Origin of the sequence: Chryseobacterium metallicongregator (assembly GCF_031324065.1) — a bacterium.
Taxonomy (GTDB): domain Bacteria; phylum Bacteroidota; class Bacteroidia; order Flavobacteriales; family Weeksellaceae; genus Chryseobacterium; species Chryseobacterium metallicongregator.
Genome location: NZ_JAVIXS010000015.1, coordinates 126604 through 141660 on the forward strand (window position 1 = coordinate 126604; position 15057 = coordinate 141660).

The window sequence follows — 15057 nt, forward strand, 5'->3', positions numbered from 1 at the left end:
CAATTCCTGAAAAAATATTTTCAAAAAATTTAAAAACTGTTGGTTGTTTCTTTGGGGTTTGCCTTTACAGAAGCACTTTTAGACCCTGAAGTGAAATTTATATTTTCTATAGTTTTAAATAATCTGTCGATTTGTTTTCTGGTGGAAATATCCGGAGAAACATTATAAAGCTCATTGATCAGATCCAGAGAAGTAGGTTTCTTGGGATATTGGTTGTTATTGAGGAAATTTTTCAAAGCTATATTTAGTTTGTCTTCACCTAATACATTACTCAATTCTACCATTGCTGCAGCTCCTTTGGAATACGAAATATGCGGAACATCTCCGGTCGCTTTATAAATCGGTACATTTTCAGACAGTCCTTTTTCATTGTCGTAGATCTGTTGATGTACTTTTATTCTTTCCATCATTTTTTCTCTGCCATGCATTTTTTTGTAGAGCATCATTTCAGTATACATTGCCAGGGTTTCGGTAAGCATTACAGAACCTTCTCTGTCATCCGGGTTGATCTGACTGTTGCCCCACCAGAGATGGGAAAGCTCATGACCTGCCAGTTCATTGATGACATCCTGTTTTTTATCGGCTTGTATGTTGGCGTGAAAAATCATGTTTTCCGGCATAAAGACGGCAGAAGGATAGGCCGTAGCTGCAAAACCTTTGGTAAAAGAAGAGATCTCTGCAAAAGTGATGCTTTTAAAAGGATATTGTCCAAAATTCTGCTGACAGTAATCTAAAGTAAGCTTTGCATTTTCAAGAAGGTGATTCACATTTTCAAAGTGCTTTTGATGATAAAAGATATTGATGTCAATTCCTTTATAGTTCTCACTTTTGATCTTATATTCTGCTGATGAAACGGCAAACCTGAAAGGAATCTGATCTGCTTTATATTCGAAATAATTACGTCCGGGCTGGGACCATTTTTTGATAAGATCTCCTGTTCCAATGGCTGTCTGGCTTTTTTCCGTGGAAATAATCATATTCAAATTGATAAAATCCCTTTTTGAAATTTCAGGAGCTTCCGGTTTCTTCAGTTCAGTGAGTTTTCCAAGCTTGAATTGGCCTCGCTCTTTTTCATCCTGAATTTCATCATCTTTTTGATAACCGATGGTAGGATAATACCTGCTGATTCTCATAAAAGAACCCTCTTCAATAATGGCATTGAAGGACTGGTGACCGTTGACAGCAAACCATTGATAAGATAATTTAAAATCAAGAGAAGCTGTTTTACCTGGTAAAAGAGGTTGTTGTAATGAAACTTCTGTAACATGTTTATTAATTTTTGAGATTTCAGTACCACACTTTAACACAGCAGATTCCAGTTTTAAATCCTCATTGAAATTGATCAGAACCTTACTAATAGGCTCATTGGTTTGATTTTTAAGAATATATTTTCCTATGATCTGATAAGCATTTTCAGAAGGGAAGAGTTTGATTTCTGTGGTAATATCAGAAATATCAGGCTGTGGAAGATGTTCATATTTCCGATAGTTTTTTTCATATTCTGCAGAGCTTAGAACAGCCCGATCTTCATTTTTTGGAAAATAACCTTTCATAAACAATACTCCGGCAAAGATTCCTGAGATGAGCAGAATTATACTGAAGCCAGATGCAAGTACAGGAACTTTTTTAATTTTTATAATGCTGTTGAGTATCCATAAAATACTGATAATCCCTGTTCCGAATAAAAGTCTTAGGGCAAAAGCCTTTTCATAGATTCCATAGCCGTTAAAATCGCTGTATGTACCTTTAAAATCAGAAAAAATCCTGAAGAGAGGATAGGAGATCAGTTTCCCTGAAACCGGACCTGATAATATAAAGACAGCAAGGATGGAAACTCCAAGGGCTGTGAATTTATGGGGAATTCTGTCATTAATAAAAAGAATCAATCCGGAAAACAGAATCAAAGGGAAGGTATTGAAAAGAAAAACACCGAGATAAGCATTCCAGTCAATATGAAAATACTGATAGGCTGCCTGAAAAATAATTCCCTGAATAATTAAAATTCCGGTAAAGAAGAACAGCAGAAAGCTGATGGAAATAAAATGTCCGGTTAACCGGTTTTTTGATAAATAGGTACTGTTTTCAATCAGAGAAAACCCTGATGAAGAACTTCTCCAGTAGGCATCGTTCAGGAAATAAGCCGAAATAAGAAGTCCGAGCAGATGAAAATTCTCTGAAATGGTTGTCGCCATAAGTCCTGAACCTGCATACTTCTGCGGAAGACGGATTCCTTTTTCAATTTCGGCATACATTTCCATCCCAACGCAAAATAATAACAGAATGGAAACAGCCGGAACCGCAACGCTTTTAAACAAATAGGTAAGATCTGTTTTGGCAAATGAAAGGACAGATCGAAATGAACTATATTCATTAAATTTGTGCGTAACGGTGGAATATTCTGCTTCATTTTTTTCAGAAAATGTAAGAATATTTCCTAGTATTTTTACTTTCTTTCCTGAAGTATTGGAGAAAGAAAATAGCTTGAGTGAAAGCAGAAGAATTCCAACAGATATAAAAAAGAATAAAATTCTGTTAAACAAAAGGTATCCTGAAAAAGGAACCATCTGTATATTTTTCTGATCAACCGTAAGATCACGAGCTTCCATAAAATAAGCGGATAATCCAAAAGGATCTATTAAAGCCGAAAACTGTTGTATTTCCAGTGACTGGGGAAGACTTCCCGCCATAAAGGGTGAATTGGAAAACAGCAGAATAATCATATAGAAAACATAGAGAAGCAATCCACCTACTACAACCAGTAATTTTCTCTTTACCGTAACAGCAATGAGAAACAGAAAACTACAGACAATCAGGCTATTGATAAACCCGAAGATGAATAAAGGATACATATAATGAAGAATGTTAAAACCTTCCTGCATTTCACTTCCCGTACGCATAATCTGACCTATAATAAATCCTGTCATTAAGAAAGAAAAGCTTAAAAATGTCTGTAGAAAATAGGTGTAGAATTTTCCTTTCAGATAAGAGAATTTTGAAAAAGGAAAAGAAAAAAGGATGCTGTCAAATTTTGAATCCTGATCTTTAAAAAGCAGCTGCAACGCATAAACCGTAGCGAAAAAAATTACGGCAAGACTCAGCATTCCGGTCATAAAACCAATGGTGTAGGGCGAGTTTAAATAAATTCCTTCTCCTACTGAAAGGTTGAACTGGTTTCCACAAAAGATGCCCATTCCTATTAAAAGTAAGGCCACAAGATAGGTGAGCCAGTGCTTGGAAGAGCGTCCGGCTTCAAATAAAAATATCGTATTCATGATTAAGGTTTTTGGGTGAGTGTGTGGAAGTAAACGTGTTCCAGCAAAGGGGTTACGGAACTGAAGTCATTCGGAGATTCTTCAGAGAATACCGTGATGTGAAGCTCTCTTTCCAAAAGCTGTCTGCTGATGATTTCATAGCTGGAATGGTAAGTTTCCAGTTCATCTTTGTGAATGGGTTTTGACCAGATTCTGTTTTCCAGTTCTGCAATCAGTTTTCCGGGATTTCCTTGTCTGAGGATTTGCCCATGATTCATCACTGCCATTTCCGAACAAAGGTTTCTGACATCTTCAACAAGATGGGTAGACAGAATAACGATTACATCCTGGCTGATATCATTGAGCAGCGTATTAAAACGGTTGCGTTCTTCCGGATCCAATCCTGCTGTGGGTTCATCTACAATGATGATTTTCGGATCTCCTAATAAGGCCTGAGCAACCCCGAAACGCTGTTTCATCCCCCCTGAAAAAGTATGGACTTCTTTTTTAGCAAAATCAGAAAGGTTGACTTTTTCAAGCAAACCCAGAATTTGTTTTTTACGTTCGCTTTTGTTGGTAATCCCTTTCAATACGGCAATATGTTCCAATAGATCATACGCGGAAACTTTCGGGTATACACCGAAATCCTGTGGGAGAAATCCGAGATTCTGTTTGATATAATCCGGATTTTTGACGATATCTACTTCATTGAACAACAGTGTTCCGGAGGTCGGTTTCTGAAGTCCGACAATGGTTTTCATCAAAGAAGATTTTCCGGCTCCGTTGGGACCCAACAGTCCGAACATTCCGTTTTTGATGTCCAGTGAAATGTTTTTAATAGCCTGAAAACCATTTTTATAGGTAAGGCTGAGGTTGGTGATGGATAGTGTATTCATAACGTTGTGTTTGGGGAATAGAAGGACAGGCGGCCTTTCGGCAGCGATTTTAGAAGTTAGAAATTAGTGGCTGGAAGCTAGAAGCAGGAGGCTAGAAGCTAGAGGTTAGAGGAAGTTTCAGATACCATGCTCAAACACTCTCACCTTCAAACTCAAAACCCGCAACTCGCACCCCGAATCCCGTCTACTCTTTAAATTCAAGAATATCTCCCGGCTGGCATTCCAGGATTTTACAGATGGCTTCAAGGGTATCGAATCGGACACCTTTGGCTTTTCCGGTTTTTAAGATAGAGAGGTTTACGGGCGTGATACCCAGTTTTTCTGCCAATTCTTTACTCTGCATTTTTCGTTTGGCAAGCATCACATCTAAGTTGACTATAATTGGCATTTTAAATAAATAGGTCTTGTTCGTTTTGCAAATGTAGTCCTTGCTTAAAGATATTCGCAAGAAACAGACAGAAAATTCCAAGCATAAAGTGAATAAACACCAGTCCCCATATCATACTTTCTACTTCCACAAAGAAACTCGCGACAATAACCAGTGGAAGAGGAATGAAAATATTATACAGGTAAAATCTCTTAAGCTGAATGATATTTTCCTGAGTAAACAGCTTCTGTTGGAAAAATACTTTGAAAACTTTGGCAGATAACCAGAAAAAGGTTCCATAAGTGATAAGCACCAACATAAAAGAAAAGATCATATAAGGGTAATTGTTTTCGATATTCAGAAACGGCTGTTCTGTAAACGGATAATTGACATGAAGGAACTTTCCTTCTTTATAAGGCGTAACCGAAAATCCTGTGATCAGACAGAATAAGGAATACATAAAAGTGATTAAATATCCGGCCGAAAGCAAGGCACAGATATAAAATAAAATTCTTGCAATAATTTTGGTCTGGTTCATGGTATGAAACTTAATTGATATTGCAAATGTATAATTAATTATCGTAAAACAATAATTAATTTAAATAAAATTTTATTTTTTTCAGATTGATATGTTTCAGGAATCTCAATGGAATAGTGTGATAATCATTGTTTTTAATTAATTTTAAATAACAAAAAAATTGAACTCATGGCTTACAGTACTGAACTGGCCGACCGGGTACGTGAAAGGCTTTCAATAATAAAAAATATTGAGGTTGAAGAAAAGAAAATGTTCAGCGGACTGTCTTTTCTTGTCAACGGGAAGATGTGTATCAACATCAGTCACGATAATCTGATGTGCCGCTATGATCCTGAGCTGGAAGATGAAGTTTCGGAAAAGAAAGGCTTTCTGCCGATGATCATGAAAGGAAAACAGTTAAATGGATATTGCTATGTAGAACCCATCGGTTTTCAAAAAGCAGAAGATTTTGAATACTGGATCAAAATCTGTCTTGATTATAACCCGATGGCAAAGGCTTCGAAGAAGTGAGTTTTGGATTGCAGGGTTTGAGTCGGAGAGTTTGAGGGTTGGAGAGTGAGAGGGTTAGAGAGTTTGAGAGTGGGAGCATTGGAATTTAACAGTCCCACATTCATAACTCATCATTTATAATTTATAATTTATAATTCATCATTCTCTCCGTATAGTTTTTTCCTTATTTCAATCAGGATTTTTGTTGTTTTGTCTAAATCCGGATATTCAGGAAGATTTGATGTAGAATAATGTTTTTCTATAGATTCTATAAGGTTTTCTGCCTTTTGCATTACATTTTCATAAGATTGATTTCCTGCTTTGATGTCTAAGAGTTCGTCACGGTTTTCTGCGCGGATAGTCAATGAATTGGTTTTAAAAATCTGTTCACAGGACTGCAGCAACCGGATGGTGTGCATCATGTTCTTACTGTCATAATTCTGTCCGTGGGTCTGATTGACATTGTAACGGTCTTCATTGCGCTCAGCTACCCATTTCCAGTATTCTCTATAATCTTTGCAGTACACAGAGTACGCATCAAGGTTGCAAAACAGGTAAGCAACAGGTTTTTCATTTTTAGGAATGGAGGACACGGAAACCTGATTCGCTTCTTCATGATGAATAACACCTTTATAGCCCAACTTTCCCGATTCATCATAAAATAACGAATACATTCCTTTTGTATGGTCAATGTTTATTAGTCCGCATTTCTCTTGTGATAAACCGCCCCGTCCTTCGGGCACCCCTCCAGAGGAGGGGAATTCATGCAGCCATTTTTTCAAAGGTACAGAACCTTGTCCTTCCAGAATAAAACAGAAATCCAGGATTGATTTTCTCTCTTTATCAATAGGGTTTAGAATCTTTTTATTGAGACCTTTTGCTTTTTTAATCTGCGAAACAGCATAGCCTGCAAAGGTATCTTTACATAGTTTTGACAGGAAATCTTCAGTTTTCAATAGATCCATCAACGGATGTTTATATTGAATACAATCTTCCGGACTTGCCAGAATTTCCAGAATATTAGGATTGTTTTTCTGCAATAATTCTACAAATCTCCCGATTTCATAATACGTAATATCATTCGTCTCATTGGAAATCTGCGGAATATAGTTCAGCCCAAAGAAATCTTCCTTCGGCAGATAATATACCCCACGGATATCCGTATCAGAATTCTCCGTTGCCAACCCAAAAGAACGGCTTCCGGAAATGGCTTCGAAGAGGAGGAGGTTTTTGTTTTTTAGGTCTTGGATGGTCATTTATAAAATCAATATTTATATTTTTTTTGAGATTCTAATTTTTAATACAGCTGTTTACAATTACCTCCAAAGCTTTTTCAGCATCACATGCATACAATCCGGAACACCAGGCAGGATTTGCTTCAATTAAAGCCCAGCCTTTTCCTTTTATAATTCCAAAATCCAGTACAATTGCAGAAGGCAGTGTAGAGGAGTATTTTTGGATAAATGATTCAAAGAAAGCAAGCATATCGTTCTGTTCTTTTTCCGACAGTATACTGGTATCGAAAGCATCATTTCGCCAATAAGAAGAATAGGTTTTAATTTCATTATTTAAAACAAAACATCTCACTTCAAGTTCCCACTCTACAATTTCAGAAGTGAAAACCGTGTTTTCCAGATCCAGCGTTTCAAAGCCTTTGATATCTGTAACTTTATTGAAAATCCCTGCTTTAAAGCTTTTAAAGTCTGAACATTTAATGAATATATTTTCTTCATGTACGAAATCTTTCAGCTTTCCGTAAACAATTTTACGCTTTGTAAATTCTTCTGAAATTTTTGAAAGCCAGTTATCATTAGGTTTTGTTAATGTTAGATTACATTGTTCCGCAACAATTTCTGCATAGATATCCTCACCATATACCGCAATCACGTCCTTACGAAATTCTTCAGGAACATTCCATTTTGCATTGAAACGGTTTAGCTCATAGGAAGTATTGAGTGATGCTTTCTTCAGGTTATTACTGTCCTCCGTATACATGGGAGAGAGTGCGATTATATTTTTCATGTAATTTTTTTTTCTGTTTTTAATTTTTGTATTAATGCATGCCGTTCATCTTCAGATATACCATCAATAAAAAGACTCCATCCTTCAGGGTATAATCTTGCGTGGATTATATTTATTTCGTTTTTCCAAATACGATGGTACTTGTCAGAACATTCAGCAATAAATTCATAATCTGAGAAATAATCTGAAAGCAAATCAATAGGATCAACCCAGTTATTTCCAAGCCCTGGAAGTTTCATATAGTATCTGTATTCTTCAAAAAAAGCCTGTTGTTCAATAAATGTTTCAAAACTTTCAAAATAAGAGTAAAAATCCCATGATTCACAGCCACAGTCTCTAATGAAAATTTCACCATTTTCAGCAATGTACAAACTATCATTAATCGAAAACAAAGTTTGCCCTTTCCAATGGTAGGTATTTACTCCTTTATTTTCTTTTATTTGTTTGGATGTAAAAATATGAAGTATAATATCATAAATATTTAATCCTGAAAATTTTTCCTGAAAGCTTATAATTTCAGAAGAATTTTGAAGATGATAAAATCTGAGATGATTTTCTAAAATCCCTAAATCAATTTCATATTCCTTGTTTCTTCCGGCTTTTTCAATAAAATGTAATGCTCTTTCAGATAATTGCTGCATATTGGTTTGATTTATAGTGCTAATATCTTCCTAAAAACCCTCTCCATCTCACCCTTATCAGCCTTTCCTCCTGACAGACTTTTCGATTTTTCTTCATTTTCTACGATTGTTTTCTCCAGAAAATCAAACAGTTCCCAATCGTTCGGATGATAATAGGATTCTCCTTTGGTTGCTTTTAAGGCGATAAGATCTTCTATTTTCCGTCTGGTTTCGTCATTGGTTAAAACAAGCAGATCACTGAATAATACAGGCGGAACTGTTCCTTTTTCTATGATCCATTTTCCTGTTAATGTGGTTCGTAAGCAATAGAAGTAGCTTTTTAATTTTACTTCATCACTTCTGCACGCTTCCAGATATTTCTTGCTCATGCTTAAATAATGATAAGAAACGGCTACCGGAGAAAAACAGGCATCTGCCAGAGATCTGAAAAGATCAACAAACTTTTCGTCCGCTTTGTAAACGATAGGAGAATAAAACCAACTTAGCAATGCCGCATTCGACTTCAGTAAGAGATGAAAGGTCTTTCGCAAATCCCATCCGGAGCCGTCAAGATCATCTTTTGTCATAAATTCTATCGTTTCATCCTTGTCCCAAGGGGAAAGATACCAGTCTTTTTCATGCCTGTATATAAAACGTATATCATAATCACTGTCAGGAGACGCAAAACCCCAGGCTCTGCTCCCTGATTCTACAGCAAGAAGGACTTCTACGCCACGTGCTGCTTCTACTTCTTTTATTTTTTCAAGTATTTTTGGTGTCATTGTTTTGTATTTATAGTGCAAAGTAAAAGATGAAGTGCGCAATGTACTCGCGTAGCTGTTTTAAGTTTCGAGGTGCGCGTTTCGGGTTTGTGAGTTTGGGGGTAAGTGAATGCTGTGGCCAAAATTTTTTTTGACCTTTGAAAATTGTGCATCAAAAAAATAAATTGTGTGAACGTTAAGAAAATTCTCCTGTCTGAGTGCGACAAATATATTGATGCAAAAAAGTAATAATGAATTCGCACGAGTTTAGAATTTTAGAGAACACATTTTATTTTTAGCTCAATTTTCAAGGTCTTGACCTTTTGTTTCTTTTGTGTCAAGACAAAAGAAAAAGACTCATTGAATTTTACTAATATTGCATTTTTCCATTTAACATAACTATAAACATCCATGTTATCATCAGAATTACAGCATAAAATTGATTTTAAAACAAAGCCGTTAGGGGCATTAGGACATCTTGAACATATTGCCCACAAAATCGGAATGGTTCAGAAAACCACTTCACCGCATTTAATGAATCCTCATATGGTGGTTTTTGCGGCCGATCATGGGATAGCCACGGCGGGAGTAAGTGCCTATCCACAGGAAGTCACCTACCAGATGGTGATGAATTTCCTTGGCGGAGGGGCAGCCATTAATGTGTTTTGCAGGCAGAATGATATTAAAATCAAAATTGTGGATGCCGGAGTCAATTTCGACTTTCCGGAAGGATTGGATCTGGTGGATAAAAAAGTAAGAAAATCCAGCCGTAATATTCTGGAAGAACCTGCCATGACTCCTGAAGAATATCAGCAGGCGCTTAAAAATGGAAAAGCTGTGGTGAATGATATTGCGAAAAAAGGTTGCAATATTATTGGCTTCGGTGAAATGGGAATCGGGAATACTTCCGCTTCTTCTTTGATGATGAGCAAGCTCTTTGACATTCCGATTATCAATTGTATCGGACGAGGAACGGGACTGAATGATCATCAGTTAGACAATAAGGTCAGTATTTTAAAAGAAGCTATTGAAAAATATCCGGCTGAAATGAACGAGGATGAAATTGCTCAAACATTTGGCGGACTGGAGATTGCCCAAATGATTGGAGCCATAGAAGAAGCTTATCATCACAATATGCTGATCATGGTAGACGGATTTATTGCAACGGTTGCTGTAGCCACGGTCTGGAAAAAGAATCCTGAAGTGTTGAACAACTGTATCTTCTGTCATGTAAGCAATGAAAATGCCCATCCTCAGTTGTTAGGGTTAATGAGAGAGCAAGCCATTCTCAATCTGAATCTGCGCCTCGGAGAAGGAACAGGCTGTGCATTGGCTTATCCGATTATTCAGAGTGCGGTTAATTTCCTGAATGAAATGTCCAGCTTTGAAGATGCTCATATTTCCAATAAGTCATCTTAGTTATACAAAATAATAAAGGGGCGATGAAGCCCCTTTTATCGTATAGAAATGAAAAATACTAGTAAGTTTTAGCAACATCTTTACCTTTAAACATCATACGTACAGGCTTATGTTGAATAGCATCCGGATTAAATTTATAGGTATTAAATATCTGCATAGAAGGAATATACCTGTATAATCCATCGTCAACCAAATACATTTTGCCATCATTGGTATTTTGTACAAGTTGCGTAGAAGAAGTGATATCAGCCCCTCTTTCTCCGGTGTACTCTTCTATATTCACTTTAGAGAGCAGATAGGCTTTGCCCTGAACGGCAAACAGATTATTGATCACTGCAAAAGATTCAATACGTCTCAGGGTACTTTCAAATACGATGTAAAGAGTTCCTGTATTGTTATCCTGGAATAATTCTCCGTCACGGATTCTAAAATCTTTTGGTGGTGAATCTTTAAGGTAGAAAGCAATTCCTTCATAAACATAGCCGTCTTTTCCATCTCCCAATTCATTTTTGTCTCTGGTGTAGAAGTGTGTTTTTTTATCACCATTGAAGTACCTGTAAATCGGAAAACTTCCTGGTTCATCACCATTATAGCTGGTACCAAGGTTGCTTTTTTCCCAGTTACTTTGCCCATTGATTTCATTAGGATTGGTTGTTAATACCTGATCATTCGTAATGGTATTGAACCAGGCTGAAATGGCCGGGCCAGGCCCATCTGCAGAGCCTATTAATCTGTCCAGATAATAATAACTCAATCCTGAATATGACTTTGGAAGCATTTCTACCCGAGAATAGTTAATGTACAAATGTTTCTTGGTATGGTTACTGTAAAATCCGTAAATAGGATTAGTTAAAGAGAAGAATTTAGTCCAGATTCCTGCAGGAGGAGGAGTTGGTGTATCAGGATTATCTCTGAAGCCTCCTTTCGCCATCATGTTATTGCCGGATGCATTTAAGGTTGGTGATTCATTTACATTGTCCAGTTCATCACCGGGAGCCGAGCAGCTTACTATGGATATAAGACATAATCCAACGAAATACGCTTTTTTCATTTGTTCTTTTTTCATGGTTATTATGGTGCAAAACTAAAAATACTCCGGAGATAAAAGGATAAATTTAAAATGATAAGATTCATGTTTTGTATTTTTTCAATCGATCCCTTTATCATTGTTAAAAGCTTTCCTAATTTTACAGAAATTGATTAATCCAGTTTTATATTAAAACGAACAGATGAAAGTCCTCAAAAATGAACTGATCTACTTTGCAACGGCATTGATGTTTTTTACAAGAATTCCGCTTCCGTTTACCCTTCCTTATTCCGGTGAGATTATGAACAAATCTCAAAAATATTTCGCGTGGATTGGGCTGGTAATAGGACTGATTAATGCTGTGATTCTTTATCTTTCCACAATGCTTTTTAATCTGGAAATAGGGATTGTTTTAATGATGATCGCCAGTGTTTTGCTGACTGGAGCTTTTCATGAAGATGGTTTTACAGATATGTGCGATAGTTTCGGAGGCGGATATGGGAAAGAAAAAATTCTGACTATTATGAAAGACAGTCGGGTAGGAGCCTACGGAACCATTGGTATTATCCTGCTTTTTGCTCTAAAATTCTACAGCATCCAGGCTTTGGGAGTTATGGATTCATTGAAAGTTTTAGGGATCATTGTTTTAGCTCATACGTCAAGCCGGTTTATTTCAGGAACAATGATTTATACCCATCAGTATGTTACTGATATTGATGTCAGCAAATCAAAGCCTTTAGCCAATAAACCATTGGACGGAATGGCTTTGCTAATAGGATTCATCAGTGTTTTAATGGCTTTTGTCCTGATTCCGGACTGGCGGCTGATTTTTGCTTTTGGTCTGGCCTATTTAGGGAAAATCTATATGGGCTGGTATTTTAAAAAACATATTGGAGGCTACACAGGAGATTGTCTGGGTTCTGTACAGCAGGTTTGTGAAGTTTTATTTTATTTAGGAACAATCATCGTATGGAAATTCATCTGATCCGTCATACTGCTGTAGACAATCCGGAAAACCTCTGTTATGGTTTTGCTGAAATGCCTTTACGTAAAGATTTCACTGAAGATTTTAAAACGTTGGATATAGACAAGGATTACGACGTAATTATTTCAAGCCCTTCTCAACGCTGCCGTCTTTTGGCTGATTTTTTCAAGTTGGATTATCAGATAGATGAAAGACTGCGTGAAATGAATTTCGGGAACTGGGAAATGAAAAAATGGACGGATATTCCAGAAGAAGAAATCAATCCCTGGTATCAAGATTTTGTTAATATCAATGCTTCAGGAGGAGAAAATCTGCTTGAAATGCAGGCTCGTGTTCTCCTTTTCTGGAACGAACTGATTCAGAAAAAAGAAGCGGAAAAAATACTCATCATCGCCCATGCCGGAGTGATTCGTCTGATCCTTCAGGCTGTTCTTCAGTTTCCGCTGGAAAATATGTTCAGCATCCAGATTGATTATGGAAAGAAAGTGATTATTAATGAGAATGAAGGACTATTTTCTGTTAAAAAGATGAATGTATAGCATTGGAAAAGTTCTATACTGAGATGAATTGTTTAGATTCCTACGGAATGACAAACTGTGTGGGTAAACCATCATTACAAATGGGTCATTCCGCAGGAATCCAGCCTTCTTTTACCAAAAGTACAATCCTAACCAACCTCTCAACCGAAGATGTGAAAATTCCCCTCCTTCGGAAGGGTGGCGAAAATTCAAAGAATTTTTAACGGGATGGTTATCCAACATTTTTTCTATAACATTCCACAAAAAAACGCCACCCGATACCATCAGATGACGTTATGGAATTTATTTAAAAATTCTGATAAAACTATCTTTTTCCAGGCTTTCCAGTGAGAAATCAAAATCAGCTTCTGCTTTTTCTGTGGTAATCTCACCTCCAAGTTCTTTGATAAGCTCGTTGAAAGGCATCGCTTCATACCATTGCTGGTACAATGCCGTTGTGGCCATCATGGAAACCTGGCTATTTCCTGAAACATGTGAATGCCCTGCTCCGAAATTCAACAGTACGAAACATTGCTTTTCGTTCTTTGTCACCAGCATTCCCAGAATCATTTGCTTCTGAACAGAATTACATCTGGCCTCAGCAAAGAGATGATTAGGATTCATCATATAATCGTAGGAAATATCATCTCCTTTTCCGATCACAATTTTATATCCACAGTTGGCATCTCCACTGAAAACGTTGTTCATGACAAGTGTAGGTTCACAAAGACCTTTATTGGCATAAAGATATTCCACAGCACCGTTGGGAGCAGAAGTCATATCTCCTGAATACATCAACTGTCCGTTACCATGATTATAAGCGGCATTCCAGCCTATTTTTCCAGCGATATTCAATCCCGAAAGGTCAAGGTCATTAGCACCCCATCGGTCTTCCCAATAAATACCTACGGCCAGCCTATCCGCATAAAAACGTGTTCCGGTAGGAATGTTTCCAACAAACATCTTTTCAGAAGTTGGCAATGCGAATTCCACATTTTCAGGGAAATAGAATTTCTTTCCGGAAAGGTTTTCATATTTAAGTTTCAAGAAATCCAGAATGAAATCATAATTGAACTGATTCACGTAAGTTTCCTTACCTTTTTTAGTCCATGATTTTCCGTTTCGGACTCTGTAGACAAACGTATCCTGACCATACATTCTTGAGTAACATGCTGACAATGCTTTGAATAACGCAAACGGTGTTGCATTTTCCAGCCAGTGCCAATCGCTGTTTTCCAATAGAGTATTTGTGGCATCATTCAATGGGTTTGAAATCAATGGCTTATGATATACTTTAGATAACTTTGATATTTTATTGATCGCTTTTGGTGCTCTGTTTTTATAAGCAAGGAATAAAGGCTTAAATCTATTGAAAATTTCCGCCATTTTCTCCATTCCAAAGCTTTCAAATAAGGATGTCGGATTGAAATTACTCTGCTTGATTACATCAATCAAATCATCGTTTTTGATTAAAAGCGTTGTATTCGTTGTTTTATAAATAACATAACGGAAAAACTCAACGGGATTTTCAGGATAAATATCATAAAGGTCAGCTATTTTTATAACCGCTTCTTTATTTCTGATGTTTTCTTTTCCGGTAAAATCATATTCCAGCTCTGTATGTAAAACAGAAAGCAAATCATCAATGGTTTCTTCTTTTAAAGCAATACCTGATCTTAAAAGAGCAAGACATTTTTCCTGCATTTCTTCCACAGAGTAGGCTTTGATAACTTTAAAAACCAGCTTCATGTCAGGAACATTCAAGATTTCATTGGGAATATAGATTTCACTTTGGAAATCACTTCCATACGTTGAAATATAATGGGTGATCTGTTCAAAAAATAAATCAATTCTGGAAGTGTTCTTTATTTTTTCCCAGGATTTATGAAAGGTTTTATTCAAATCATTACCATTCAGTTTTTCCTTTGCATAAAAAGAGATGATTTCATTTTTTGCCCATAAAGCATCTGGTTCAATGATGAATCCATCATTAGAAATAAATGGTTTTCCATCAGATTTTCTGGCCAGTACAGCATTGAATAATTGTAGTGTTTTCATTGTTTTAATTTTAAAAAATAAGTGAGGAGTAGATTCATTAAAAGTGAAGGGTATAGGAACTCCTTTTACCTATAGTTTATAAAAAGCGGGGAGTGATTTATCCAAA

14 protein-coding genes are annotated in these 15057 nt (G+C 36.6%); 4 read left to right on the top strand and 10 right to left on the bottom strand.

Annotated features, from left to right (window positions below; genetic code table 11):
* Positions 1-29: 29 nt before the first annotated feature.
* The 4 genes from REB14_RS15970 to REB14_RS15985 form a co-directional block, all read right to left on the bottom strand.
* Positions 30-3272, bottom strand: a complete 3243-nt coding sequence (locus REB14_RS15970) for an ABC transporter permease/M1 family aminopeptidase (protein ID WP_309522658.1) — start codon at positions 3270-3272, stop codon at positions 30-32.
* A gap of 2 nt (positions 3273-3274) precedes the next feature.
* Positions 3275-4147, bottom strand: a complete 873-nt coding sequence (locus REB14_RS15975) for an ABC transporter ATP-binding protein (protein WP_309522659.1) — start codon at positions 4145-4147, stop codon at positions 3275-3277.
* 184 nt (positions 4148-4331) lie between these two features.
* Positions 4332-4535, bottom strand: coding sequence for a helix-turn-helix domain-containing protein (locus tag REB14_RS15980; RefSeq protein ID WP_002980904.1), 204 nt, complete (start codon positions 4533-4535; stop codon positions 4332-4334).
* 1 nt (position 4536) lies between these two features.
* Positions 4537-5052 carry a DUF2975 domain-containing protein gene (locus REB14_RS15985; protein WP_309522660.1) on the bottom strand — a complete coding sequence of 172 codons (516 nt, stop codon included), beginning with the start codon at positions 5050-5052 and terminating at the stop codon, positions 4537-4539.
* Between the two features lie 168 nt (positions 5053-5220).
* Here REB14_RS15985 and REB14_RS15990 point away from each other — a divergent pair, with 168 nt between their 5' ends.
* On the top strand, positions 5221-5562 hold the full coding sequence (locus REB14_RS15990; RefSeq protein ID WP_309522661.1) for a TfoX/Sxy family protein: 342 nt from the start codon (positions 5221-5223) through the stop codon (positions 5560-5562).
* Positions 5563-5690: 128 nt separating this feature from the next.
* Here the strand turns inward: REB14_RS15990 and REB14_RS15995 are convergent, their stop codons facing one another.
* The 4 genes from REB14_RS15995 to REB14_RS16010 are packed head-to-tail and all read right to left on the bottom strand — an operon-like array spanning position 5691 to position 8965.
* A complete protein-coding gene (locus tag REB14_RS15995) occupies positions 5691-6797 on the bottom strand; it encodes a nucleotidyltransferase domain-containing protein (RefSeq protein ID WP_309522662.1) in 1107 nt (368 codons plus the stop codon).
* 34 nt (positions 6798-6831) lie between these two features.
* A complete protein-coding gene (locus tag REB14_RS16000) occupies positions 6832-7563 on the bottom strand; it encodes an ATP-grasp domain-containing protein (RefSeq protein WP_309522663.1) in 732 nt (243 codons plus the stop codon).
* A complete protein-coding gene (locus REB14_RS16005; RefSeq protein WP_309522664.1) occupies positions 7560-8204 on the bottom strand; it encodes a hypothetical protein in 645 nt (214 codons plus the stop codon). Before REB14_RS16005 ends, REB14_RS16000 begins: the two co-directional genes overlap by 4 nt.
* Before the next feature lie 11 nt (positions 8205-8215).
* Entirely contained in the window at positions 8216-8965 is a 750-nt protein-coding gene (locus REB14_RS16010) for a nucleotidyltransferase domain-containing protein (RefSeq protein WP_309522665.1), read from the bottom strand.
* A 390-nt stretch (positions 8966-9355) separates the two neighbouring features.
* On the opposite strand from REB14_RS16010, the gene cobT reads away from it, so the two are divergent.
* Positions 9356-10363 (top strand): nicotinate-nucleotide--dimethylbenzimidazole phosphoribosyltransferase, encoded by a 1008-nt coding sequence (gene cobT / locus REB14_RS16015; protein ID WP_309522666.1) that lies wholly within the window; start codon positions 9356-9358, stop codon positions 10361-10363.
* 58 nt (positions 10364-10421) lie between these two features.
* Here cobT and REB14_RS16020 read toward each other — a convergent pair whose 3' ends face one another.
* Positions 10422-11429: a hypothetical protein gene (locus REB14_RS16020; RefSeq protein ID WP_309522667.1), complete on the bottom strand. Its 1008-nt coding sequence runs from the start codon at positions 11427-11429 to the stop codon at positions 10422-10424.
* A gap of 163 nt (positions 11430-11592) precedes the next feature.
* On the opposite strand from REB14_RS16020, the gene REB14_RS16025 reads away from it, so the two are divergent.
* Positions 11593-12375, top strand: coding sequence for an adenosylcobinamide-GDP ribazoletransferase (locus REB14_RS16025; RefSeq protein WP_309522668.1), 783 nt, complete (start codon positions 11593-11595; stop codon positions 12373-12375).
* Positions 12360-12914, top strand: a complete 555-nt coding sequence (cobC, locus tag REB14_RS16030; RefSeq protein ID WP_309522669.1) for an alpha-ribazole phosphatase family protein — start codon at positions 12360-12362, stop codon at positions 12912-12914. The genes REB14_RS16025 and cobC overlap by 16 nt, the downstream gene beginning before the upstream one ends.
* A gap of 282 nt (positions 12915-13196) precedes the next feature.
* On the opposite strand, the gene REB14_RS16035 is transcribed toward cobC, so the two are convergent.
* On the bottom strand, positions 13197-14951 hold the full coding sequence (locus REB14_RS16035; RefSeq protein ID WP_309522670.1) for a hypothetical protein: 1755 nt from the start codon (positions 14949-14951) through the stop codon (positions 13197-13199).
* Between the last annotated feature and the right edge of the window lie 106 nt (positions 14952-15057).